Consider the following 22,437-nt stretch of genomic DNA (forward strand, 5'->3'; position numbering starts at 1 on the left):
AGGTCGGCGCATCTTACCACGAATCTTAGAAGGCGTGACCCAGCGTGAAGTGATAGGTGCCGTGCGCCTCGCCCGGCTCCCAATTGAGCTTGTGCCCGTAGTCCAGGCGGAGCGGTCCAACCGGCGTGTTGTAACGGACTCCCATCCCCACCGTGGTTTTGATGTCCGTCCAACGAATGGAATCCTGGTCCAACCACGTGTTGCCGCCGTCCCAGAACACCACCACGCCGAGCGACCCGACCACGGTCGCGCGTAGCTCCGCATTCAGCAACAAGAAGACGTTTCCGCCGGTGGGCGTGCCGTCGTCCAGCTTCGGCCCCACAGTGTCTTCTTCGTAGCCACGGATCGAACTCCGGCCTCCGACGTAGAACCGCTCGTTCGGTGGCAGGAGGAGGGCAATACGTGGGTCCGTGTTCTGCTGGGTCGCCTCTTGAATCAGGGCTTCCCGGGTTTCACCAAACCGGCTGGCCACCCCGAAGCGTGTACCCAACGCCAGGACGAGCGGCGTCGCAACCGGGATGAAGCGGCTGGTGCCTGCCGTTACCTTCCAGTACTGTTCCTGAGAGCCAAGGAGCAACGCGGCGGTTTCGAACGCCACGGTGGCGAGCACGCCGGTGCGGGGGTTGAATAAATCGTCGCGCGTGTTCCAGACCAGCGAGGGTGTGAGGCTGCCGATATTGGCCCGATCCTCATCGAACGGAAGGAATTGTGGATCGTCGGTCGTCAGTTCCTCGAAGTGGTTGATTTGATAATCGTAGACCAGCGAACCAAACAGCCGAGGACGCAGGGTTCGATCCACACCTGCACTGAATCCGTAGGCGCTCAGTTGGTACCCACGTGTCTCTTCCTCGCGGACTTCGTGATACAGCGCCGCTTTTCCGTCGATTCGCCGATTGAACAGCCAGGGGTGGCGATAGCTGAGCGTGGCTTTGCGCTCGATTCGGCTCCCCTCCAGCCGTAGACCGGCTCGTCGCCCGAGGCCCATCAGGTTGCGATAGGTGATTTCAGCAAAGCCCCGCATCCCTTCGTAGTTGGAATAGCCGACCCCGAGGTCCACCATTCCGGCATCGCGTTCTCTGACCGAGAGGCGCAAGTCTTTGATCGCCTCCTGGCGCTCGGGGTCGGTCGGAGCCAGCCGGACCTCACGCAGAAATCCGAGTTGCGAAACCCGCCGTTGGTTCTCGAAGATTTGCTGCGGGTTGTAGGGATCGCCCGGCTTGATGGTCAGCTCGCGGAGGATCACGTGATCGCGGGTCCGTTCATTCCCCGACAACGTGATCGAGCCGACCTTCACGGCGAGGCCCTCGTCGATCGTGATGCGCAGGTCGGCGCGCGTATGATCCGGGCTGATGGTGGGCGCGGTGTCGACCGTTGCGTGGACGTAGCCGAGCTCGCTGTATGCCTCGAGCATGGCCGTCCGCGCCGCCCGCAGCCGTACCTCCACGTACGGCGCCCCCTCCTGGAGTTCATACCGTTGCAGAATCAGCTCCAGGGAAATCGCGCCCTGTCCCTCGATCTCGACGCGGTTGATTCGGGTCTGCGGGCCCTCTTCCACCGCGAACACCGCCGTGGCGCGTGGAGGGTCGTCGGCGTCTTCGACGCGGGTCGCGACGTGGGGGGACAGGAACCCGTGCCCGCGATACCACAAGAGAATTCGCTGCCGGTCGCCGTCCAGGGTCTCTTGTTCGGCGTATCGGTCTCGCCAGAACCCGCTCGGCCTCGTGGCCAGCAACGCCGACAGCTCCGCGTCGGACGCCGCGATGTTGCCCGTGATGACCACCTCTCGCAACGGAAACGGCTCGCCAGCGTCGACCACCACACGGATCACTACGGTGCCGTCGGGGTCAACGTGGCGTTCCATTCGCACCGCGGCCCGCCGGTAGCCGCGGTCCGTCAAGAAACGGGCGAGGAGTGCGCCTTCCTCCGCAAGGGCTTCCTCGTCGTCGCGCGGGTCGTCGAAGAAGGTCATCTGTTTTTTAAGGGCTTTCTTGCCGACCCCGGTCTCGCCCTCAATGTCGACCCGGTAGTGCGTTCCTTTCTGGATCGGGACCGCGATCTCTATGCCGCGCCGGCTAGTGGTCCACTCGATGGGTCCGATGCTCGCGTTGAGATACCCCGCGTCTCGGTACACACCCCGGAGGCGGTCCAGTCCTTGCTCGAGGTGGTCGCGCGATACGTACTCGCCTGGCGCCGTCCGGAGGGCGATCCAATGGCGAAACTTCGAGAATGCCGGCGTGCCCGGGAAGGTGATCGACCGCAGCCGCAAGCGGTCGCGCTCTTGGATGGCGAATGTGACGCGGGCCCTGGTGGCGGACTCTTCGAGCGCGACATCCGCGGTGATGTCGACGATGTACCCCGAGCGTTCGTACCAGGCGCGCACACGGTCCTTGGCCGCGCCAATGTCCGCTTCGATCAGTTCGTCGCCCGGTCTGAGCCCGGCGGCTTTTCGCAGCTCGGCGGCCGACTGGCGGTGGCCGTGGAACTGCACGCGGCTGATGCGTATGCGCGGGACGAACGCAATCGTGAGTGCGACGCCGCCGTCGCGGGGATCGGCCGAGACCCGGATGTCAGACCAGTCTCCGGTCCCGGCGAGTTCAGCGATTGCCCGGCGGATGGCTGCAGCCGAATACGCCCGGCCTGGTTGAATCCGGGTCACCCGTTCGAACGTGGCGCGATCCGGTGCGGTCGGGCCCTGAAGCTCGATCGCCACGATCGCTCGTCCCTGAAATTGGCCCGGCTCCGAAAGCGAGTCGGCGGCTACCATTGACGGCCACGTGAAGACGGCCCAGATCAACGCGGCGGAGACCCCGCGCGCGCGCGCCGTCATCGGAACTCGAACCGGAATCGGATGTCTCCTCCGAAGCCCCTCTGGGAATCCTGCTCGCCGATGAGAAAGACGTTGCGGGCGAGCTCGTATTCGACCCGGACGCCTTGACGACCCGAGCTCTCGAGCGTCGTGCTGTAACGGAGAACCAGCCGGTCTTCGAACAGTTGCTTGCCGACCGACAGCTCCGGCGTACTAGTTCCGAGCTCGGGATCATAGCGCGGGTCGATCTGGAAGCTGTCTACCAGTCGATCGACGCCGGGCAGGCGCTGGACGCCCTCCTCCAGGAGAGCGTCCATGGCGATCGAGGCTGCTTCCTCCCGGCCCACGCTCTGCTCGGACTGTGCGACCTGTTCAGTGGTTCGTCCGACGGTGAGCAGCGCCAAGATATCGGTCTCGCTCAGCGAGGGGTCGGATGTCAGGCCCAGCGCGAATTTCTCGATCGTGCCTGTGAGTTGCAGCGTGATGTCGTAGTCCTGCACCGTCGTGGTGGCCTGCAAGTCGATCACCGGGCGAAAGCGGTTGGGATCCACGAAGTCCAACGTGGCTGACTGCACGCGATATGTGTTGTTACGGAACGTGAGGGTGCCGTCCCGGGTCTCGATCCGGCCGATGAGGTAGGGATGGTCGACGGTACCTTTTAACAGCAGATCGACCTCCAGATCTGCGTTGGCGAGATTGTTCCTGATGGAGATTTGTTCTCGTCCCGTGAAGTGAATGTTGAGCGACAATCCGCGCGCCAATGCCGGGGCTTCCGGGGTCGCGGCCTGCTCCTGGGCGCGCCGTCGCAAGTCGAGAATCCACTCCTGAACGTTGAGGCGCGTGCTGTACAACGCGCGGTCGATGGTGAGTTCGCCTCGCAGGCTCTGCGCGTCAGGGGTGCCCGTCAAAACCAACTGGCCGCTGAACGTGGGGACGAGGTCGTCCATCAGGGGAAACTGTATCCCGGAAAGGTCGACCAGGACGCCAAACCGGCTGGGACGGAAACCGGTGAGCTGGATCTGTCCGCTCGCCGAGACGCGTCCGTTGCCGAGCGAACCCTCGAGCGACTCCAGCACCACCTGGCGCTCGTTAAAGAATAGACCCACGGTGTCCACCGTGATCGGCTGCCTGAGCGTGCGGGTTCTGATCACCGCGCTTTGAATGGTGACGCCACCCTGGATTTTAGGGCTGGTCCAACGATCGGAAATCTTCAGCACAAGATACGTTTTCCCTCGTCCCGACGTGACGGTGGGCACGAACAGGCGGGTCAGGCGGAGATCGGCTTCCCCCACGATCAGCAGGTCGTACTCCTTAAACAGATCGACGCTGCCCGAGACCGTGAGCGTCGTGTCGGTGCCGCGCAAGCGACACGCACCCACGGTCACGCGGCCCCGATCCATGGTGAAGACCAGATCCTCCTGGTTCTCGACCACGTATTCGCCGACGTCGGCGGACAGCCGCGTGAGCCGCGTCTCCACGCGCCAGTCGAGCGGCTGCAACAGGGGACCGTTGACCGCGATCCGCCCGCTCAGCGCGGCGTTCATGTCAGCGATGGCTGCCGGCAGCCACGGACGCAGCAAAGGGACCAACGAGCTGTTGTCGATCGTCAGGACCGCCGAGAGCGGAAACTGCGGTTCCCAGCGCAACACGGCCGACAGTTCGGCGCGTTGATCGTCCAGGGCCGCCTTGAGCACGAGCCGGCGGTCCACCACGTCGAGCGTCGCGCGACCTCGACCCAACGATTGCCCCGCGCCTTCCAAGTAGTCGATGGTGGCGGATCCGTGCATCTCGGGCTTGGCGAACGTGCCCTTCATGGCCAGCACGGCCGAGGCGATTCCCGAAATCGGCAGATCGTTGAGCGCAAACAGGTTGAGCGTCTGCAGGTGGAGCGTGGGGGCTTCGAACTGCGCCTCGAATCCCTCGCGGTAGACGATGGCGCCGTGCCCGCGGACCTCGCTCTCTCCCCGACGCAGGGCGGCGCGCGCAAACGAGATCCGCTGGCGGTTGATCGCCATGCTGACCGCGCCTTCATCGAACGCCTGTCCCCAGATGGCGCCGTCGTCCAGACGCAGGTCGCCGCTGATGAGGAAGTCGGCGGGAGAGCCTTGGAACGTGAACGTCCCGTCCACGGCCGCGCGGATGGGCAGTGCACGGAAAGCGATCGGCAGCACATCCTCCACGCGGGCACGCCGCAGCGTCGCGGTGAGGTCGAAACCCGGCACCGACTCTCCTTCCCACGTGAGCTTGCCGACCGTGTCGTACCGTGCTTCGCCGTTCCGCCATACGGTGTCGCGGAACGACAGTGTCCGCTCCGCGTAACGGAGCGTGGTGGCCAGGTCCCCGGCGGGATGACCGCGCAGGGAGAGATCGCGGATTTCAGCCCGACCCTCCACGGTTGGAGCGGTCAGTCGGCCGGCCAAGCGACCGCGAAACGCCCCGACCCCGCCCGCGGAAAAACGCAGGCCCAGGGCCTCGGTGACGGCAGCCACGTCTTGTCCACTCGCGTCCAGCGTCAGGTCGGCGTCACCTGCGACCGTCACCGAGCCGGTCACCGATACCCGTCCCGTGTCGGTAGCGATGGAAGCGGTGTCCAGGTTCAGACGTCCGGCGCGAAGGGTCCACGGGATGTCCGCCGAAACCACCAACCCGACCAACGCGCGAAGGCGGTCGTTTGTTGCGGGTGCCGCCGACTCAGGCGCCGGTCGAGTCATCGCGATAGCCAGTCGACCTTGTCCTTCCAGGGCGTCCACGGAGAGCCCGCGGCCGGTAATCCGCAACGGGCCCGAGATCTCATGCGGGGGAAGCGGAGCGTCTAGCTGTGTGAGACGCTGGAGCAGAGCTGCCGGGCGCAGGCGCGATGCCTCCGCTTCCGCGGACCACGCCACCGGGGCCGCCCCGAAATCCAGGCTCCCGTGTCCAAGGATGGAGCCGCCGAGCACTCGGCCGGTGACGTCGGTGAGCGCCAGGCGCCCGTTGTGGGCGTCGAAGCCGGTGGAAAGATCACCGACCGCGACCCCGTGGTAGGTGATGACTTTGGCGGCGAGGTCTCCGCGCAAGGTCGGCTCCCGGATCGGCCCGGTCACCCGCGCGCGCACAGTCAGGTGTCCTCCCAGGGGGTGGGAGGCGGTCCACGCCGCGAGCAGGGGCTGGAGATCAATCGCCCCGGTGGCGGACAGGTCGAGCGCCGGCGTCTCATCGAACGTCAGAGTCCCCTTCGCGGAGACGGAGATACCCGCGCCGTCGAGCGAGAACTCGGTGACGGTGATGCGCCGTCCCTCCGCGACGATCTGCAGACGGGTCTCGGCGAACGGTGATGTGCGGGCGCCGATCGTCACGGTGCCGCCGGGAGCGGTCAGGTCGGCTGTGACGTGACGCGTGACCAGATCCGGATACAGCACGGCGCTGACACCCTTCAGAGACACGGAGGCGGTCGGCGAACGATAGCTGACCTCGGCGTCTTCGATGTCGATGCGCCTGATGAGCACAGCAGGACCCCCGTCGCTCGGAGGAGGGGCGTCTCCGCCCAGGCGCGGGATGTTCGTGATCCCACCTTCGATGGTGACCATCGTCACGCGTGGGTGCTCGATGCGGAGCCACCGGATGACCGGGGTTTCAGTGAGGAATGAGATCAGGCTTGGCCGCACCGTGACGCGGTCGACGGACAGGGGCGCGACGGGAACGGTGTCGGAGAGCGAGTGAACCGTGACGCCCTCGACCACGAGGGTCAACGGCACCATGTCGAATCGGATCCTTCCGATGTCGACGCGGCCCCCGAGCTGTGCGCTCAGCGTCTCGGTCAGAGAGGCGGCCAGGCGCGCGAGGACCTTGTCGCGCTGCGTCACGAACGCCACGACCGCGGCGACGGCGAGAATGACCACACCGATCGCGCCGACGCGGAGGGCTGTGCGCATGGGTCGGTCGGAACAGCCTCCGACTACGGGATGACCGGCGGGACCCGACTAACGGGCGTGTTCCACATACCGCAGGCGGAGGGTATACAGGATGTTTCCCAAGAGGGCGGACTCGTCGGGCGTGAGGTTGCCCTTGGTCTTTTCCTCCAGGACGCCCAGCAAATCGATCATCTCTTGCGCGCGGGGAAGGTTCACGGGCGAGGTATTCCCGTCAGGCGTGGGAGCTCCCAGGTGCATGAGCGCGCTCGACGCCAGCGAGAGCAGCAGGCCGGAAAAGTCCGGCGGACCCATGGGACCGTGATCAGCCGGTGCTTGATCAGATGTCGGCCCGGCGTCGGCCGCCGGAGAAGGCCGGGGAGAGGGCTCGGCGGAAGCAGAGCGCTCGCGAGCCGCCCCCCGTCGGTCAGAGACGGTGAAGCCTTGGTCTTCTTCGCGCTCGATCATGGCGAATTCCTCAAAATGCGCGCCACCTTAACACGGCCCGGAACGAGATTTCAACAAACCGCGGAGGAAGGTCCGGGGCCTGCTTGCCGACGCGAGGCAACTCACGATGCATTGCAGAAAATGATTGACAACCGAAAAATCGCTGTTGTAGCATACGTCTCCTCCGAGGGCTGTTTGGCGCATCTGCCTTGGCGCGGTGAACGGATTGGCGTTGTGTTTGAGAATGTGCTGCGCGAAGTTCGCGCTTACAGGGGCGGAAGACGTCCACTCACATGGCGAAGCATCGAGTGGGCTATTCCAAGCGGCAGACAGAGCCGATCCCGGGATGGGTTGAGCCGGTGGGTGTGCGTGGCGTTGGCAAGTACGTGGGGGTGGTTGGCAATTGGGGCGCCGGCTTGGGCCACGCACGAGGTGGATCACCGGTTCGAGGTCACGGGGACCGTCCGCGCAGCGGACGGAACACCGCGTCCGAACCTCAAAGTGGTTGTTTCGCATCCGCGAGGCAACCTCAGCGAAAGCGCCTTGACCGACAGCAGCGGGCGTTATGCGGTGCTGCTTCATCTCCATGATAAAGATGCGGGCGACCCCGTGACCGTCGCGGCAGGAGACGAGACCACGACGATCAGGGCCGATTACGACCCCAAAGACCATCGCACCCGACGTGTGGTGACCGTGGACTTTGGACCAACCGTGCAAGGCTCGGACGACCAATCCCGGTCGATGATATGGTGGTATGGGGCCGGGGGAGCCGCGTTGGCGGGGAGCGTGATCTACTGGCGGCTGCGCGCTAAGCAGTCGCGGCGCGCGGCACAGACGGGCCGATCCGCCCGCCGGAAGGCGAAATCCCATGTGTGATCCGGGGTGGGGGCCAGTGTATTCCGAGCCTGGAAGGGAGGTGGCGAACCGATGAGTACTCCAACAACGCCTGCACCAGACCAGGCCGCTCAACAGAAACTCAAAGAACAGGAACTGTCCCGGCGACGATTTTTCGCGCTCGTGGGGTGGGGAGGTTTCCTCGCCTCGGTCGGCGGGTCGGCCTTCGGCGCATTCCGGTTCATGTTTCCGGAAGTGCTCTATGAGCCCCCCACCATCTTCAAAATCGGGAAACCCACTGACTATGGAATGGGCGTCACGGACACCTTGAAGAAAGAACGGCAAATCTGGGTCGTCCGCAACGAGAAGGGCTTGTACGTGTTGGTCGCGATCTGCCGGCATTTGGGCTGTACACCCAATTGGTTTCAGGATCAGGCGCGATTTCGTTGTCCGTGCCATGGGAGTATCTACGACATTTATGGAAACGTCCGTGGCGGCCCGGCTCCGCGTACCCTGTGGCGCGCGGCAATTCACTTGGACCCGGTCGATGGCCAGGTCGTGGTGAACTTTATCCAGCGACAGGATCCCGATCCGCAATCGACCCTAGAGGGATTGACGGTTCCGGAGGAAGGGCGGGAGGTTCCTCCGTTCTTCGTCAACGTCTAGAGCGTATGCAATGAGGCAACGTACTGCATTCCCCGCTACGGGGCGCAATGCAGGCTGCACCCCGTAAGCGAGGAGGGGAGACCGCATGACAGGCTGGTTTGAAAAGCTCCAACAACAGATCGTCAGCACGCAGGTGTGGCGATCGCTGTTCAGACACGGATATCCGGATACTGACATCAACCGCGCGCTCGTGATGTTCACGAACGTCATCCTCCACCTTCACCCCGTGCGGGTCAAGCGGGGTGCGCTCAAGATTCGGTACACGTGGTGTCTCGGCGGATTGACGTTTTTCATGTTCATCATCCTGACGATCACCGGCGTGTTCCTGATGTTCTACTACGTACCGGATACCCGTCGCGCCTATAACGACATCAAGGATCTCCAGTACGTCGTCTACATGGGGAACTTGATGCGGGACATGCATCGATGGGCGGCCCACGCGATGGTCTTCCTGGTGTGGCTGCACATGACGCGGGTGTTCCTGACCGGATCGTACAAGCCTCCGCGGGAGTTCAACTGGGTGGTCGGGGTCGTGCTGCTGGTGCTGACCTTGATCCTCTCGTGGACGGGCTATCTGCTGCCGTGGGACCAACTGGCGCTGTGGGCCATTACGGTGGGCGCGAAGATGGCGGAGGCGACCCCTGTGATCGGCGTGGCGGGACCCTTCGGTCTGCAGATGGGGATGCGTCCGGACAACGACATCCGGTTCATGCTGCTGGGCGGGACAGTCGTGGGGCAGAGCGCATTGCTCAGGTTCTACGTGCTGCACTGCGTCGGGTTACCGCTGATTGCTGCGTTTTTCATGGCGGTGCATTTTTGGAGGATCCGCAAAGACGGGTTCTCCGGCCCCTTGTGACGGGTCCGTCGCCGTCGGAAGATGAGGTGAGGAGTTCTTATGGCTGATCAGACTCAGGCACACGCGTCCACCAGCGGTCAGAAAAAGCCCTATGGTTTGGCGGAACTCGTCCGGGGCACGGCTCCCGGAGCGCCCAAGCCCCCAGAGGAAACCGCCTTCACCTGGCCCCACCTCGTGTACATTGAGTTCCTGGCGATGCTGGCCTCGACGATTGTCTTGATGGTGCTCTGCCTCATCTCCGGGGCGCCGCTCGAAGAGTCAGCTAGTGCCGACACCACGCCCAACCCCATGAAAGCGCCGTGGTACTTCCTGGGGCTCCAGGAGTTGTTGGTCTTCTTCGACCCCTGGTTGGCGGGCGTCGTACTACCCGGGCTCATCATTGTCGGGTTGATGGTTGTGCCCTACATCGACGTCAACCCCAAAGGCATCGGCCAGTATAACTACCAAGATCGCAAGTTCGCGGTGCTGACGTTTTCGTTCGGTCTGGCGCTCTGGTACATCTTCATCGTCATCGGCGTCTATATGAGGGGCCTAGACTGGCAGTGGTATTGGCCGTGGGATAACTGGTTACTCCATAAAGAAGCGTCCGCGGTCGCGCTGATCGATTTGGAGATCATCTTCTCCCAGAAACTCGGCATCGCGCAATCCAACGCGAATTTGCTGACCTACGTGTTCACGATCGTGTTCTATACCGTAGGTTTCTCCATCCCATTCCTCTTTTTCCGGAAGTTTTATGACTCGCTCGGATTCGTCCGCTATAACGTCATGATGGCATTTTTCATGACCATGATGTTGGTGCCGTTTAAAGTGATGCTCCGACTGGTGTTCAACATCAAATACATGTTGATTACACCGTGGTTTAAGATCTAGCGGAAAGGGCGAGACGATGTCGATGGAAAACCTCGAAATCGGACTCTTCATCATCGTCGGCACTGGGCTGATCATGGGGCTGTTCGTGGGCCTGGCGATCTGGCTCGAGCGATCCTTTAAGAAATAACCTACAGAGCACCGCCCTCAACCCGGAGTCGTGAACCGATGTTGGGAAAAAATATCCTGTTCGGCATCCTGAGTCTGACCCTGCTGGGGCTATTCGGATTCGTGGTCTACAAGGAAGAGAATCCCGAGTGGAAACCCTACCAGCGCGAATACTACCGCTTGTTGGCCGAGAAGATGGGTGATCCCAAGTTGGCGGCGACTCCGACCAAGTTGGTGCAGACGTGGTTGCCGGATTTGGGCCGAATCGATCGCTGCACCAACTGCCACATGGGAATTGCCAACCCCGCGTTTGCCGACCAACCCCAACCCTTTACGACGCATCCGTTTCTGGACACCTATATGAACAGCCACCCGTTCGAGAAGTTTGGGTGCACGGTGTGCCATGACGGCGATGGCCAGGCCACGGTGGTCGAAAAGACCCACGGGATCGTCCACCACCTGGATCGTCAATTGGCGACCGGCGTGATGGTGCAGTCGGCTTGCGCGCGCTGTCATACCGACATCCACGAGCCGGGCGTCGAGTATCCGGAAGCGCCCGCGATCATGTTCGGTAAGAAGTTCGTGACCGAAACGGCATTCATGAAGTGCGGAGCGTGCCACGCGATCAAACAATACGGCTGGACCGCGGTGGCTGCGCCGGAGCTGTCCGGCATCGGCAGCCGGACCGAGTTGTCGTTTTACCTTGTCCATGAGTTCCAGCACGTGGAGTCGGATGTCCACACCAAAGCGCAATGGGAATTCGAGCACTTCGTCGACCCCCAAAAGATCACGCCGGGAAAGAAGCAGGTCAACAAGGAAACCGGCCAGGAGGAGTGGATAGGGCGCACCATCATGCCGAATTTTGTGGCCATCCACAAACTCACTGAAGAGCAGACGTGGATGCTCACCGCCTGGGTGATGAGTCTGCGCGATCCCAAAGTCGAGAAGATCCCGATGGCGTACTTGCCGCCGTATCGCAAGCCGGTGGTGGCGAAGTCCGACGAGGCCAAGCCGGGGTCCAAGTCCGCGGCGAAGCGCAAAACGTAACCGGTTGCTCCCTTCCCCCGCCGCGATCAGCCGGCGGGCTCATTGCAGCGCCATGTGTGTGGCGCTGCCTTCGGCCCCCCTGGCAGCGCCTTTGGCGCGGAGCACATTCCGATTATGGATGTCTTGACTCGGCCGATGCCCTGTGATAGGGTGTGGCCCTCCTTTTTTATGGAGCTCTGAGTATGCAAAAGAAATATCTGCTCGCTCCAGGTCCGACCGCTGTTCCGCCCGAAATTTTGCTGGCCATGGCCCAACCCATGGTCCATCACCGTTCCAAGGATTTCGAGCCCATCGTCGCGTCCGTCAAGGAAGATCTCAAGTGGCTGTTCCAGACTCGCCAAGACGTGATGATCCTCGCGTCGAGCGGGACCGGCGGGATGGAGAGCGCCATCGCGAACATTTTGTCGCCCGGCGACAAGGTCATCGCGATCAACGGCGGAAAGTTCGGCGAACGATGGGTGAAGATGGGCCAGGCCTACGGCTTGATGGTGGACGAGGTCAAGGTGGAGTGGGGAACCGCCGTGGACCCCGCGGCGATTGAACAGCGCCTCAAGCGCGACCCGGCCAAAGCCGTGTTCGTGCAGGCGAGTGAAAGTTCCACCGGCGTGGCGCACGATGTCAAGGCGCTGGGTGCGATCATCAAGAATTTCCCCAATACCTTACTCGTGGTCGATGCGGTGTCCGCCATGGGCGTGTTTGATCTGAAAACGGACGAGTGGGGCTTGGACGTCGTCGTGACGGGCTCGCAGAAGGCGCTGATGCTGCCGCCGGGGTTGGCGTTTGTGTCGCTCAGTGACAAGGCCTGGACGGCCGCCGAGAAAGCCACGCTTCCCAAGTTTTATTTCAATCTGAAACGGGAGCGGGATAACGTCCGCAAGAACACCACGGCGTACACCCCGGCGATCTCCCTGATCATCGGGCTGAAAAAGGCCTTTGAAATGCTCAAACCCGAAGGACTCGAAGCCATCTTTGCTCGGCACGCTCGCTTGGCGCGGGCTACCCGAGAGGCAATGAAGGCCCACGGGCTGGAGCTGTTTGCGAAGAGTTCGCCGAGCGATGCCCTCACCGCGGTGAAGACGCCCGACGGCCTTGACGCCGAGGCGGTGTATAAAACGCTCAGAGATCGATACGGCATTACCACGGCCGGCGGCCAAGACCACCTGAAGGGGAAGATCTTCCGCATCTCGCACATGGGGTACGCCGACACGTTCGACGTCATCACGGCGGTGGCCGCTGTCGAAATGGTGCTTAAAGGCATGGGGCACCCCATCACGCTCGGCAAAGGCGTGGGGGTGGCTCAAGGCATTCTTTCCAGTTAACGGCATTCCACATCGAAAGCCCTCATCCCGTTACGACCATGCGCGTCCTCGTCAGCGATAGCCTTTCTCCCCAGGGGGTCGAGATTCTCAAACACGCCGGACTGAACGTGGACGTGAAGACCAAGCTCACTCCCGATCAGTTGCTCGCGGAAATCGGCCACTACGAGGGACTGGTGGTTCGGAGCGCGACAAAAGTCACCGCCAAGGTGCTGGACGCGGGGGTCAAGCTCAAAGTCGTCGGCCGCGCGGGATCAGGTCTCGACAACGTGGACCTCGAGGCCGCGACCAAACGCGGGATTGTGGTGATGAACACCCCCGGGGGGAATACCGTCACCACCGCCGAACACGCGGTCGCCATGTTGTGCGCGTTGGCGCGGCAAATCCCACAGGCCACGGCCTCCACCAAAGGCGGGAAGTGGGAGAAGTCCAAGTTCATGGGGGTGGAGCTGTATCAAAAGGTGCTCGGGGTGGTCGGTTTGGGACAGATCGGAAGCCATGTCGCCAAGCTCGGGCAGGGTCTGATGATGAAAGTGATGGCGTATGACCCATACCTCTCCGAAGAGCGTGCCCGTCAAATGGGGGTGGAGCAGGCCACCGTCGAGCACTTGTTCCGAACCGCGGACTTCATCACCCTCCATACCCCGCTGACACCGGAGACGACGAACTTGATCCGGACCGAGACCATCGCGATGATGAAAGACGGGGTGCGGATCGTGAACTGCGCCCGCGGGGGGATCGTCAACGAATCGGATCTCTATCAGGCGTTGGTCAGCAAGAAGGTCGGGGGCGCGGCCCTGGACGTCTTCGCAAAAGAGCCCGTTGATCCGGCGAACCCGCTTCTGACGCTGGAAAATTTTATTTGTACCCCGCACCTCGGCGCGTCGACCACCGAGGCGCAGGAAAACGTCGCGGTGGCGGTTGCGGAACAGATCGTGGATTTGCTGGTCAAAGGGGTCGTGCGGAACGCGGCGAACATTCCCTCGGTCCCCGCGGACTTGCTCCCCCAGATCCAGCCCTACCTGGCACTCGGCGAAAAGCTCGGGGCGTTCGAAGCACAACGGCTCGACGGCGGCATTCGACGGGTCACGGTCGAATACCACGGCGAGGTGTCGAATGTCCCCACCGCTCCGATCACGGTGGCGATTCTCAAAGGGCTCCTCAACCCGATTTTGGAAGCGAGTGTGAACTACGTCAACGCTCCGGTGATCGCAAAAGAGCGCGGAATCGAGTTGAACGAAATCAAACGGAGCGACGCCGGCGACTTTTCGAGCCTGGTGGTCGTGGAACTGCAGGTGGGCGACCGAACCTCCCGGATCGCAGGGACCTTGTTTCACCGACGCGAACCGCGCATCGTGAGCATTGACGACTTTTCGGTCGAGGTGGTGCCAGAGGGGGCGATGCTCGCCGTATCGAACTCCGATCGACCCGGCGTTATCGGCACCATCGGCACCTTTCTCGGGCAGCACCAGGTCAATATCTCGCGCATGCAACTCTCGCGTGAGCGACCCGGCGGGCGGGCAATTTCAGTGATCGGGATCGACTCCCCCGTCTCCGCCACCACGCTCCAAGAACTTCGCCAGTTACCGGGCATTCTGTCCGCCAAGCAGATCAGGCTGTGATCTGATCTGACGAGAAGGGGCCATCTGCGGCGTTGTCGCTCTTTCGGTTCCACGGCCGCCTCACCGTCTCGGCGGCGCTCGTGGCTTGGCGCCACTTCTTCGTGGCGCCACTCGCCTCACGTAACGACCCGGTGCGCTGCGGCTCCGCCTGGCATCTGATTCCTTCTCGCCGGCCAGATCGGCTCACGATGATTCGGTTATGACCCGCTCCAAACCCACGGAACGCTCGCTCCTTCCAAAAGGGATGGCCACGCTGTTGCCTGCCGCCGCCGCCGTGCGACAGGGCCTGGAGCGTACGGCATTGGACGTCTTTAAGAGCTGGGGCTACGAAGAAATCATCACGCCCCTGTTCGAGTACTTGGACGTTATCACCCCGGGGCTCGGTCCCGGATTGGTCGAAAAAGTGTACACGGTGGCTGACCGCAGCACGGGGCGTGTGATGGTCCTCCGTCCCGACGTCACGCCCCAGATCGCCCGCATGGCGGCCACCGTCCTACGCGACACTGCGCGGCCCTTGCGTTTGTGTTACGGAACCAACGTGTTTCGCTACGAGGACGAACACGCGGGGCATGAGCGAGAGATTTTTCAGCTCGGCGCCGAGCTGATCGGTCCGTCGGCTCCGTCCGCCGACGCGGAGATGTTGGCCCTTGCGGTTGACGTGCTCGACCGGTTCGGTCTCGCGAGCGCGACGGTCGCGGTGGGGCACGTGGGGTTTTTCCGCGGCTGGCTGGCGGAGGCGGATGCGTCGCCGGATCTGGCGCCGCAACTGGAGGATGCCGTTGCAAAGAAGGAGCGGAGTCTGGTCATCGACCTCCTGACGCACGGCGGCCACACGCGCGCCGCGGCCGCCCGGTTGGCGGGCCTCCTCGATCTCATGGGTCCTGAATCCGTACTGGCGCGGGCGACGTCGGTGGTGGACAACCCGTCGGCGCGGGACGCGGTGGCGTCGCTGCGCGAGACCGCCCGCCAGGCGAGAGACTACGGCATTACGAAGTCGCTGGTGTTCGATCTCGCCGAGATCCGTAACAGGGAATATTACTCCGGGCTCATCTTCGAGCTGTTCGCCGATGGCGTCGGGTACGAAGTCGGACGCGGAGGTCGCTACGATGATTTGATTGGGCGATACGGCGCTCCGGAGCCCTCCACCGGGTTCGCGATCCACCTGGAGCGGCTTCAGCAGGGACTCGATCGCACCCGCGCGCGAGCGCCGGTCGCGTCGGTTCAGGCGTTGGTCGTGGCGGAGCGCGGTTCGGGCCCGGCCATTAGGTTGGCCCGTGAACTGCGCGGAGCGGGTCTTCCCGTGGCGATGTGGAACGAGGACGGTCGCGGGCCGGTCGAGTATGCACGGGAGCTGGGAATCCCCTGGGTCGTGGCTCCGGGTCCGGTGAGACGCCGCGTGACGTTGACCTCGATGCGGTCCGGTCGATCCAGACGGCTGTCGGTCGGGGCGTGCGTAGCTCTGCTCAGACGAGGGCGTCGGTCTCAGGGACGGGCGACATGACGCACGGCATCGGCCGGCGTTCACACGGGTAACCTGCATGGATCAAATCGCGTTAGCTGACCGGATTCCACCCCAACACGTCGAGGCCGAGGAGTTCGTGCTCGGCGCGATCCTGCTCGATAACCAGGCGCTTAATAAGGTCCTGGAAGTTCTCTCGCCCAACGCGTGGTATCGAGAAGCCCACCGCAAGATTTTCCAGGCGATGATTGATCTGTCGGAAACGAACGAAGCCATCGACCAGATCACGGTCTGCGAGCAACTGCGGCGTCGGAACGAACTGGAACAGATCGGCGGAGCGGCCTATCTGGCGCAACTGGTGGCGCAGGTCCCCACCGCGGCCAACGTTCGGCACCACGCCAAAATCGTTCAGGACAAATCGCTGCTCCGTAACCTGATCACCGTGGCCACCGACATCGTCGCGTCCGGGTACCAGGACGTGGAAAAAGTGGACGACTTGATCGATCAGGCGGAACGAAAGATTTTCGAGTTGGCGGAACGTCGCATGCGGCAGTCGTTCATTCCGGTGCGGCAGATCGTCAAGGGCACGTTCGAGATGATCGAACGACTCTATGAGCGAAAAGAACTGGTGACCGGCGTACCGACCGGTTTTTCGGATCTCGACAAGATGACGGCCGGTCTACAGCCGTCAGACCTCATCATTCTGGCCGGACGCCCTTCCATGGGGAAAACGGCTCTGGCGCTGAACATGGCCCAGCACGCGGCGACCAAGTGCAACGAAACCGTGGCGATTTTCAGCCTGGAGATGTCCAAAGAGCAACTGGTGCTACGGATGTTGTGCTCGGAGGCCCGGGTTGACGCCCATAAATTGCGATCCGGCTTTCTTGCCCGGGAGGACTGGCGCAAGTTGACGGATGCGGCGAGCCGGCTGTCCGAAGCAAAGATCTTCATCGATGATACGCCGGGGATGACCGTGCTGGAGATGCGCGCAAAGGCCCGACGATTGAAGGCAGAACACCGTCTGGCGCTCGTGATCGTCGACTATCTCCAACTCATGAGAGGCCGGGGCGACGCCGACAACCGAGAACAGGAAATCTCGGATATCTCGCGCTCGTTGAAGGGGTTGGCGAAAGAACTCAACGTCCCCGTCATTGCGCTTTCTCAATTGTCCAGAGCGGTCGAAACCCGCGGAGGAGACAAGAAACCGCAGCTGTCCGATCTCCGCGAGTCTGGCGCCATCGAGCAAGACGCGGATGTCGTCATGTTCGTGTTTCGTGAGGAGGTGTATCGGCAGGACGAGAACAATCGAGGGGTTGCCGAGATTTTGGTGCGGAAACAGAGAAACGGCCCCACCGGGGAGGTCGCCCTGACCTTCTTGGATCGATACACGCGCTTTGAAGATGCCAGCGATCGGCGAGCAGACAACCCGCTTTGAGGCGCCGCGGCGGTTTTCTTGACACCTTTTTGAAACGGGCCATATAATCGAATCAAGCTTGGGAGGAAGACAATGTTCGGTCTGGGTATGCCCGAACTGCTGGTGATATTAGTGGTGGTCTTGCTGCTGTTCGGCGCCAGCCGCCTTCCGGAAATCGGGAGCGGGTTGGGGAAGGCGATCCGTGGCTTCAAGAAGGGCGTTCACGAGCCTACAGAGATCAACACCTCTTCAAAGCCCGACTCCTCCGATCAAAGCGGGAAAACGAGTGCCTGAACGCGGTTCTTGGCGGTTTGGGTCTTCCGCAGTCATCGTCCTGTTCTTGACGGCCGCCGGGTGCGCCGCGGTGCCGGCGAGCGCGCCGTCAAGCTCCACGGCAACGCCCGCTCCACTCCTTCGCGGTCAATTTCGCGTCCAACCACTCCCCGGCCCCACGCGCGTGGCTTCCGCCGCAGCCTACGCGCACTTTATCCGCGGCTATCTCCACGAACTGAAAAACGAAGACAGTCAAGCGCTCGCTGACTACGAGGACGCGCTGCGCATCGACCCCGACTCAGTCACGCTGCATCATCGTGCTGCGGCGTTGTCGTTCCGACAGGGACGATATGAGGTCGGCGTGGCACACGCAGAGGAAGCCCTGCGACGCGATCCCGATCATCTGGAGTCACTGCTGTTGCTGGCGCGATGGTACGCCGCGAGCGGCACGGAATTTGACCGCGCGGTGGAACTCTTTGAACGGGCAGCCTCCCTGGAGCCCGATAATCTGGAGCCGTATCTGAATTTGGGCCTGCTGTACGCAAAGGTGGGACGATATAGCGATGCCGAGCGCACGCTCCAGCGGGCGCTGGACATCGACCCGACTGCGCCCTCGGCTCATCTGTACCTCGGGAAAGTCGCCGTCGCGCAAAAGCACTGGAAAGAGGCGGAGACGCACTTTGAACGCACGATTGAATCCGCCCCGTTTTCAGAGGCCGGGTACATCTCGCTGGGTGATCTCTACGTCCAACAAGGTGATCGGGCGCGCGCCGTTGAGGTCTACAAGCGGTTAATCGACCGAGTCGATCTGCGCGACTCGGAGGCGGTGGGGCGACTCATTCACCTGTATCTCGAAGACCGAACGTTCGATCAAGCGATCGCGCTCTTGGATGACCTCATCGCGGCTGATCCACAGAACGCGGATGCGTATTTATTGAAGGGTCGCATCTTGGGGGAGATGGGCAAGCCGGACGACGCGGTGAAAGCGTTGGAGCAGGTGGTGACGATCCGCCCCCAGGATACCGCGGCCATTTACTTCCTGGGCCGTCTGTACGACGAGCAGAAGCAGAGTGACCTGGCGATCGCCCAGTTTGAAAAGATCGTGGCGCTGGACGTGGACGTGGTCGAGGCGTACCTTCAGCTCGGCATCCTGTACTCACGGGCCAAACGGTTCGATGACGCTCAGACCGTTCTCGAGAAAGCCAAAGCCAAAGAGCCTGAACGGGCGGAAGTCTACCTCGTCCTGGGATTCGTGTACTCCCAACAGGAGGCGTACGATCGTGCCGCGGCGGTATTCGAGGAAGGCGTGGCCCTGCAACCCGAAAATGCCACGCTCCACTTCAACCTGGGGTTGGCCTACGACAAATTGACGCGGTTCGACCAGTTCGTCAAGGAGGTGGAGGAAGCCATTCGGCTCGATCCCAAGTACGCAGAGGCCATGAACTACCTCGGTTACACCTATGCCGAGAAAGATATGAAACTGACCGAGGCGATGGACCTCATCAAACGCGCGCTCGCGATTAAACCGGACGACGGCGCCTACGTGGACAGCCTCGGATGGACGCATTTCAAGCTGGGGCAGTGGGACGACGCGGTTCGGGAGCTGGAGCGGGCGGTCTCGCTGCTACCCGATGATGCGGTGATCCATGAACACCTGGGCGAGGCCTACCTGAAGAAAAGTCGACGCGACGAGGCGCGCGAGGCGTGGCTGCGTGCCCTCGAACTGGATCCCACCAATGCCAAACTGATCGAGCGGTTCAAAACAACCGGGTTCGGAGACCCTGAATCCGAGGAACGGTTTCAGCGGGCCAAGTCCAAGAAAGACGCGCAGGAACCAGCGGCGGACAACCAGGGGTCTGCTGGACCCCAGTCCCGGAACGCCAAGTCTGGTACGTAGCACCCCAAAGCAAGGGGATTGGCTCACTCTAGAATCGTGCGCTACCGGGTCAAGGGGCAAAATTTGTCAGCCCATGAACAATCAGTTGGCATCCGGAACGTCCGTTCATGGACACCGCGCCGTACAGGAAACTTGACGGCCTTGTTTTTCATGGCAAACTGGACCGCGCAGGCCGAGGCATGGATCATGCTACAAGGTCTAGGCGAAGCTGGCGGACGGGTCGCTGGCCAATATTCACCAGGGGAGGAACAAACATGTTCAAGGCAATGCACCAGCTCAGAGAAAAAGTGAGCAGAGGCGAACGGGGTTTCACCCTGGTCGAGTTGCTCATCGTGGTCGCGATCATCGGCATTCTTGCCGCGATCGCGATCCCGCAGTTCGCCGCGTATCGGATTCGGAGTTACAACGCCAGCGCCAGTTCTGATTGCCGCAATATGCGGACAGCCGAAGAGTCCCTGTTTGCGGATAACCAGTTCTATGGAGTAAGCGTCGCGCTTCCGGGAACAACCTTGGCGGCCGCGGCTGGGAGTGTGGGGGGAGCTGGCGCATTAGTGCTGGGACCTGCGAGTCCGGCGACTGCCGCGGCAGCGGGCTCCTTGTTGACCGGAACCAACCCGGTGACGGCTGCCATTGGCGCCATCGGCATCTCGGCCTCGAACGGGAGCAATATGCAGGTCAACACCACGGTCGGCAATGCAAGCTATCTTGGAGTCTGTCGGCATGAGTTGGGTGATACCGCGTATGGGGGAGACAGCGACTCAACGGCGTTCTACTTTGTGAGGAACGCGACGTGGGCGAATACCCTCAACGCGCTCTCTGCAACCGTTCCTCCAGTGACTGCAGCCGCCGATGATTTCAATGGGGCTGCGGGCGGCGGTGCTCCTACCGCGAACTGGACCGTGCAGTAAGGTATAAGATTACGGTGTAGGTATGATTCTAGGAAAGGGCCGGGTTACCCGGCCCTTCTCCTTTTTTGCCTGCATTCAGCGAAGACGATACTTTGTCACCTTCTATAGCAGGTTTTGGATGTGGGAGAGGGGCTGAGGGAAAATCACCTGGGTTATTAAGGTAGTCCAGCACCGATTATTCTGGTATGGATTGTGTATCGTACTCAAGCAAGACAGTGGCATCTTGGATTTGAAGATCTTGCGGAGGCAAAGTCATGTATAACTCGTGGTACAAGTCAACGGCTAAGACGAGCGATGGCGAGCGGGGTTTTACGCTGGTTGAGTTGCTCATCGTGGTCGCGATCATCGGCATTCTTGCCGCGATCGCGATCCCGCAGTTCGCTGCATACCGGATTCGAAGTTACAATGCCAGTGCCGGTTCTGATTGCCGTAATATGCGGACAGCCGAAGAGACGATCTTCGCTGACAATCAATATTACGGCGTGAGCGTGGCGCTTCCGGGGACAACCTTGGCGGCTGCGCCTGGGAGTGCGGGTGGGGCTGGGGGGGTAGTGTTGGGACCGGCAAGTCCAGCGTCCGCCGCGGCGGCAGGTTCCTTGTTGACCGGGACCCACCCGGTGACGGGCGCCATCGGGGCTATCGGCGTTTCAGCCTCGAACGGGAGCAATATGCAGGTCAACACCACGGCGGGCAATGGAAGCTATCTCGGCGTCTGTCGGCACGAGTTGGGCGATACCGCGTATGGAGGAGACAGCGACTCATCGGCGATTTACTTTGTGAGAAACGCGGCTTGGCCGGGTACCCTCAACGCGCTCTCCGCGACAATCCCCGCAGCGACTAATGCCGTCGACGACTTTAATGGGGCTGCGGGCGGCGGGGCTCCTACCGCGAATTGGACCGTGCAGTAGGCATAAAACCGTACGTCCTATGGCGGCGGGCGGTCACTCGGCGTATCGGTTTGTCATGCTCGAAGGAGTAGTCAATTAGCATGAAGCGGCTAGCCTGGCATGAAGGCGGTGCAGCGCTGAGTCTGGCGCTTGTTTATTTTGGCGAATTCTTTAAGTAAGAACGTCTCATTCGTTGACCGTTGAGTGAGCGGCTGGTTATAGTTTGCCGGGTGGTGCGGCCAGGCAACAGCGATGGTGGAGAGTATCGTTTTTGACAGCGTGACTAAGGTCTCCGGAGGCTCGCGGTCGCCGCGGACTGCCGTCGATCGCCTCAGTCTGTCCATCCCGCAGGGCGACACCTTCGGCTTCCTCGGGCCCAATGGCGCGGGCAAGAGCCCGACTATCAAGATCCTCCTCAACGTGATTTTCCCAACCTCAGGTCAGGCCTTGCTCTTGCGACGAGAAAAGCGACGAGAAAAGGCTACTTTTTTAGCCTGACCAGGTTGAGAGGCCGGGGCATCGCGTATCGCCCCGGCCTCTTGCTTTGCGGGTACCCCATGGGCCGTTGGCGTGTTCCAGCTCTTGGTCCAGTTGACCATGTGTCGGTGGCTGCTAAGTCTACGCGGTAGACGGTATCGAGAGAACGGCGGTGGACAGTTTCGCGATTGCCCTCCACGAAGTAACCAAGGTGTACGGCGGCTCCCGGGAAAAGAAAAGGGGACAGCTACTTTATCTAGCTGACCTAGGTTGAGCGGCCGGGGCGATGCGATGCCCCGGCCGCTTTCTATTTTGATTCACCGGCAATTCCGTGGCGTGGATCTGGGCGACGCGGACGTGCCGTTCTGGGAGCGGAGTCGCAGTACCAAATTGACACGTGTCACCGTGCCCTGTTAGGCTACGAACACATGTTTGGGAGAAGGGTAGAAGACGATGAGCCCAACGGTCTTCCGTTATAAGGGCTATCGCTTCTTCTTCTTCTCGCGTGAAGAGACGCGGATGCACGTGCGTGTTTACTCAGCCCGGATTCCGCAGTAGGCCCGCGATGAGGTAAGATGGCGCGGCTGATTCCCACGCATAATCCGGAGGATCGCATGCGCCACGCTCGCCCGGAGGCCTCACCGCTCTATCCGAAGGTGCGCTTTG

At 62.0% G+C, this 22,437-nt stretch carries 17 protein-coding genes and 1 pseudogene; 15 read left to right on the forward strand and 3 right to left on the reverse strand.

The window, feature by feature from the left end:
- Positions 1-25 precede the first annotated feature (25 nt).
- The 3 genes from bamA to AB1451_07605 are packed head-to-tail and all read right to left on the reverse strand — an operon-like array spanning position 26 to position 7,008.
- Complete coding sequence (gene bamA, locus AB1451_07595; GenBank protein MEW6682773.1) at positions 26-2,827, reverse strand: outer membrane protein assembly factor BamA; 2,802 nt, start codon at positions 2,825-2,827, stop codon at positions 26-28.
- Positions 2,824-6,717, reverse strand: coding sequence for a translocation/assembly module TamB domain-containing protein (locus AB1451_07600; GenBank protein MEW6682774.1), 3,894 nt, complete (start codon positions 6,715-6,717; stop codon positions 2,824-2,826). Before AB1451_07600 ends, bamA begins: the two co-directional genes overlap by 4 nt.
- 48 nt (positions 6,718-6,765) lie before the next feature.
- Positions 6,766-7,008 (reverse strand): DUF1844 domain-containing protein, encoded by a 243-nt coding sequence (locus AB1451_07605; GenBank protein ID MEW6682775.1) that lies wholly within the window; start codon positions 7,006-7,008, stop codon positions 6,766-6,768.
- Positions 7,009-7,491: 483 nt separating this feature from the next.
- On the opposite strand from AB1451_07605, the gene AB1451_07610 reads away from it, so the two are divergent.
- From AB1451_07610 to AB1451_07680, 15 genes and pseudogenes are all read left to right on the forward strand, one after another.
- Positions 7,492-8,016, forward strand: coding sequence for a carboxypeptidase-like regulatory domain-containing protein (locus AB1451_07610; protein MEW6682776.1), 525 nt, complete (start codon positions 7,492-7,494; stop codon positions 8,014-8,016).
- A gap of 51 nt (positions 8,017-8,067) precedes the next feature.
- Positions 8,068-8,640, forward strand: coding sequence for a ubiquinol-cytochrome c reductase iron-sulfur subunit (locus tag AB1451_07615; GenBank protein MEW6682777.1), 573 nt, complete (start codon positions 8,068-8,070; stop codon positions 8,638-8,640).
- Between the two features lie 85 nt (positions 8,641-8,725).
- Positions 8,726-9,496 (forward strand): cytochrome b N-terminal domain-containing protein, encoded by a 771-nt coding sequence (locus AB1451_07620; GenBank protein MEW6682778.1) that lies wholly within the window; start codon positions 8,726-8,728, stop codon positions 9,494-9,496.
- A 39-nt stretch (positions 9,497-9,535) separates the two neighbouring features.
- A complete protein-coding gene (locus tag AB1451_07625; GenBank protein ID MEW6682779.1) occupies positions 9,536-10,366 on the forward strand; it encodes a cytochrome B6 in 831 nt (276 codons plus the stop codon).
- A 165-nt stretch (positions 10,367-10,531) separates the two neighbouring features.
- On the forward strand, positions 10,532-11,518 hold the full coding sequence (locus tag AB1451_07630; GenBank protein MEW6682780.1) for a cytochrome c, class I: 987 nt from the start codon (positions 10,532-10,534) through the stop codon (positions 11,516-11,518).
- A 182-nt stretch (positions 11,519-11,700) separates the two neighbouring features.
- On the forward strand, positions 11,701-12,837 hold the full coding sequence (locus AB1451_07635; GenBank protein ID MEW6682781.1) for an alanine--glyoxylate aminotransferase family protein: 1,137 nt from the start codon (positions 11,701-11,703) through the stop codon (positions 12,835-12,837).
- Positions 12,838-12,875: 38 nt separating this feature from the next.
- Positions 12,876-14,456, forward strand: coding sequence for a phosphoglycerate dehydrogenase (gene serA / locus AB1451_07640; GenBank protein ID MEW6682782.1), 1,581 nt, complete (start codon positions 12,876-12,878; stop codon positions 14,454-14,456).
- A 199-nt stretch (positions 14,457-14,655) separates the two neighbouring features.
- Entirely contained in the window at positions 14,656-15,957 is a 1,302-nt protein-coding gene (gene hisZ / locus AB1451_07645) for an ATP phosphoribosyltransferase regulatory subunit (GenBank protein ID MEW6682783.1), read from the forward strand.
- A gap of 37 nt (positions 15,958-15,994) precedes the next feature.
- Complete coding sequence (gene dnaB, locus AB1451_07650) at positions 15,995-17,350, forward strand: replicative DNA helicase (GenBank protein ID MEW6682784.1); 1,356 nt, start codon at positions 15,995-15,997, stop codon at positions 17,348-17,350.
- Positions 17,351-17,422: 72 nt separating this feature from the next.
- Positions 17,423-17,623: a twin-arginine translocase TatA/TatE family subunit gene (locus tag AB1451_07655; GenBank protein ID MEW6682785.1), complete on the forward strand. Its 201-nt coding sequence runs from the start codon at positions 17,423-17,425 to the stop codon at positions 17,621-17,623.
- A 163-nt stretch (positions 17,624-17,786) separates the two neighbouring features.
- Complete coding sequence (locus AB1451_07660) at positions 17,787-19,499, forward strand: tetratricopeptide repeat protein (GenBank protein ID MEW6682786.1); 1,713 nt, start codon at positions 17,787-17,789, stop codon at positions 19,497-19,499.
- Between the two features lie 254 nt (positions 19,500-19,753).
- Positions 19,754-20,407, forward strand: coding sequence for a prepilin-type N-terminal cleavage/methylation domain-containing protein (locus AB1451_07665; GenBank protein ID MEW6682787.1), 654 nt, complete (start codon positions 19,754-19,756; stop codon positions 20,405-20,407).
- A gap of 254 nt (positions 20,408-20,661) precedes the next feature.
- Complete coding sequence (locus tag AB1451_07670; GenBank protein ID MEW6682788.1) at positions 20,662-21,315, forward strand: prepilin-type N-terminal cleavage/methylation domain-containing protein; 654 nt, start codon at positions 20,662-20,664, stop codon at positions 21,313-21,315.
- 231 nt (positions 21,316-21,546) lie between these two features.
- The gene (locus AB1451_07675; protein ID MEW6682789.1) at positions 21,547-21,792 is read left to right on the forward strand and encodes an ATP-binding cassette domain-containing protein; all 246 of its coding nucleotides are present in this window, start codon (positions 21,547-21,549) and stop codon (positions 21,790-21,792) included.
- 432 nt (positions 21,793-22,224) lie between these two features.
- Positions 22,225-22,311 (forward strand): annotated as a pseudogene (locus AB1451_07680) (DUF4160 domain-containing protein).
- The last annotated feature ends 126 nt before the right edge of the window (positions 22,312-22,437 follow it).

It is taken from the genome of Nitrospirota bacterium (genome assembly GCA_040757335.1).
In the GTDB taxonomy this organism is placed as follows: domain Bacteria; phylum Nitrospirota; class Nitrospiria; order 2-01-FULL-66-17; family 2-01-FULL-66-17; genus JBFLXB01.

Bases quoted from the DNA above. Each gene is read 5' to 3' on its own strand.
- bamA (MEW6682773.1), bottom strand. From the start codon at position 2,827: ATGACGGCGCGCGCGCGCGGGGTCTCCGCCGCGTTGATCTGGGCCGTC.
- AB1451_07600 (MEW6682774.1), bottom strand. From the start codon at position 6,717: ATGCGCACAGCCCTCCGCGTCGGCGCGATCGGTGTGGTCATTCTCGCC.
- AB1451_07605 (MEW6682775.1), bottom strand. From the start codon at position 7,008: ATGGGTCCGCCGGACTTTTCCGGCCTGCTGCTCTCGCTGGCGTCGAGC.
- AB1451_07615 (MEW6682777.1), top strand. From the start codon at position 8,068: ATGAGTACTCCAACAACGCCTGCACCAGACCAGGCCGCTCAACAGAAA.
- AB1451_07620 (MEW6682778.1), top strand. From the start codon at position 8,726: ATGACAGGCTGGTTTGAAAAGCTCCAACAACAGATCGTCAGCACGCAG.
- AB1451_07625 (MEW6682779.1), top strand. From the start codon at position 9,536: ATGGCTGATCAGACTCAGGCACACGCGTCCACCAGCGGTCAGAAAAAG.
- AB1451_07630 (MEW6682780.1), top strand. From the start codon at position 10,532: ATGTTGGGAAAAAATATCCTGTTCGGCATCCTGAGTCTGACCCTGCTG.
- AB1451_07635 (MEW6682781.1), top strand. From the start codon at position 11,701: ATGCAAAAGAAATATCTGCTCGCTCCAGGTCCGACCGCTGTTCCGCCC.
- serA (MEW6682782.1), top strand. From the start codon at position 12,876: ATGCGCGTCCTCGTCAGCGATAGCCTTTCTCCCCAGGGGGTCGAGATT.
- hisZ (MEW6682783.1), top strand. From the start codon at position 14,656: ATGACCCGCTCCAAACCCACGGAACGCTCGCTCCTTCCAAAAGGGATG.
- dnaB (MEW6682784.1), top strand. From the start codon at position 15,995: ATGGATCAAATCGCGTTAGCTGACCGGATTCCACCCCAACACGTCGAG.
- AB1451_07655 (MEW6682785.1), top strand. From the start codon at position 17,423: ATGTTCGGTCTGGGTATGCCCGAACTGCTGGTGATATTAGTGGTGGTC.
- AB1451_07665 (MEW6682787.1), top strand. From the start codon at position 19,754: ATGTTCAAGGCAATGCACCAGCTCAGAGAAAAAGTGAGCAGAGGCGAA.
- AB1451_07670 (MEW6682788.1), top strand. From the start codon at position 20,662: ATGTATAACTCGTGGTACAAGTCAACGGCTAAGACGAGCGATGGCGAG.
- AB1451_07675 (MEW6682789.1), top strand. From the start codon at position 21,547: ATGGTGGAGAGTATCGTTTTTGACAGCGTGACTAAGGTCTCCGGAGGC.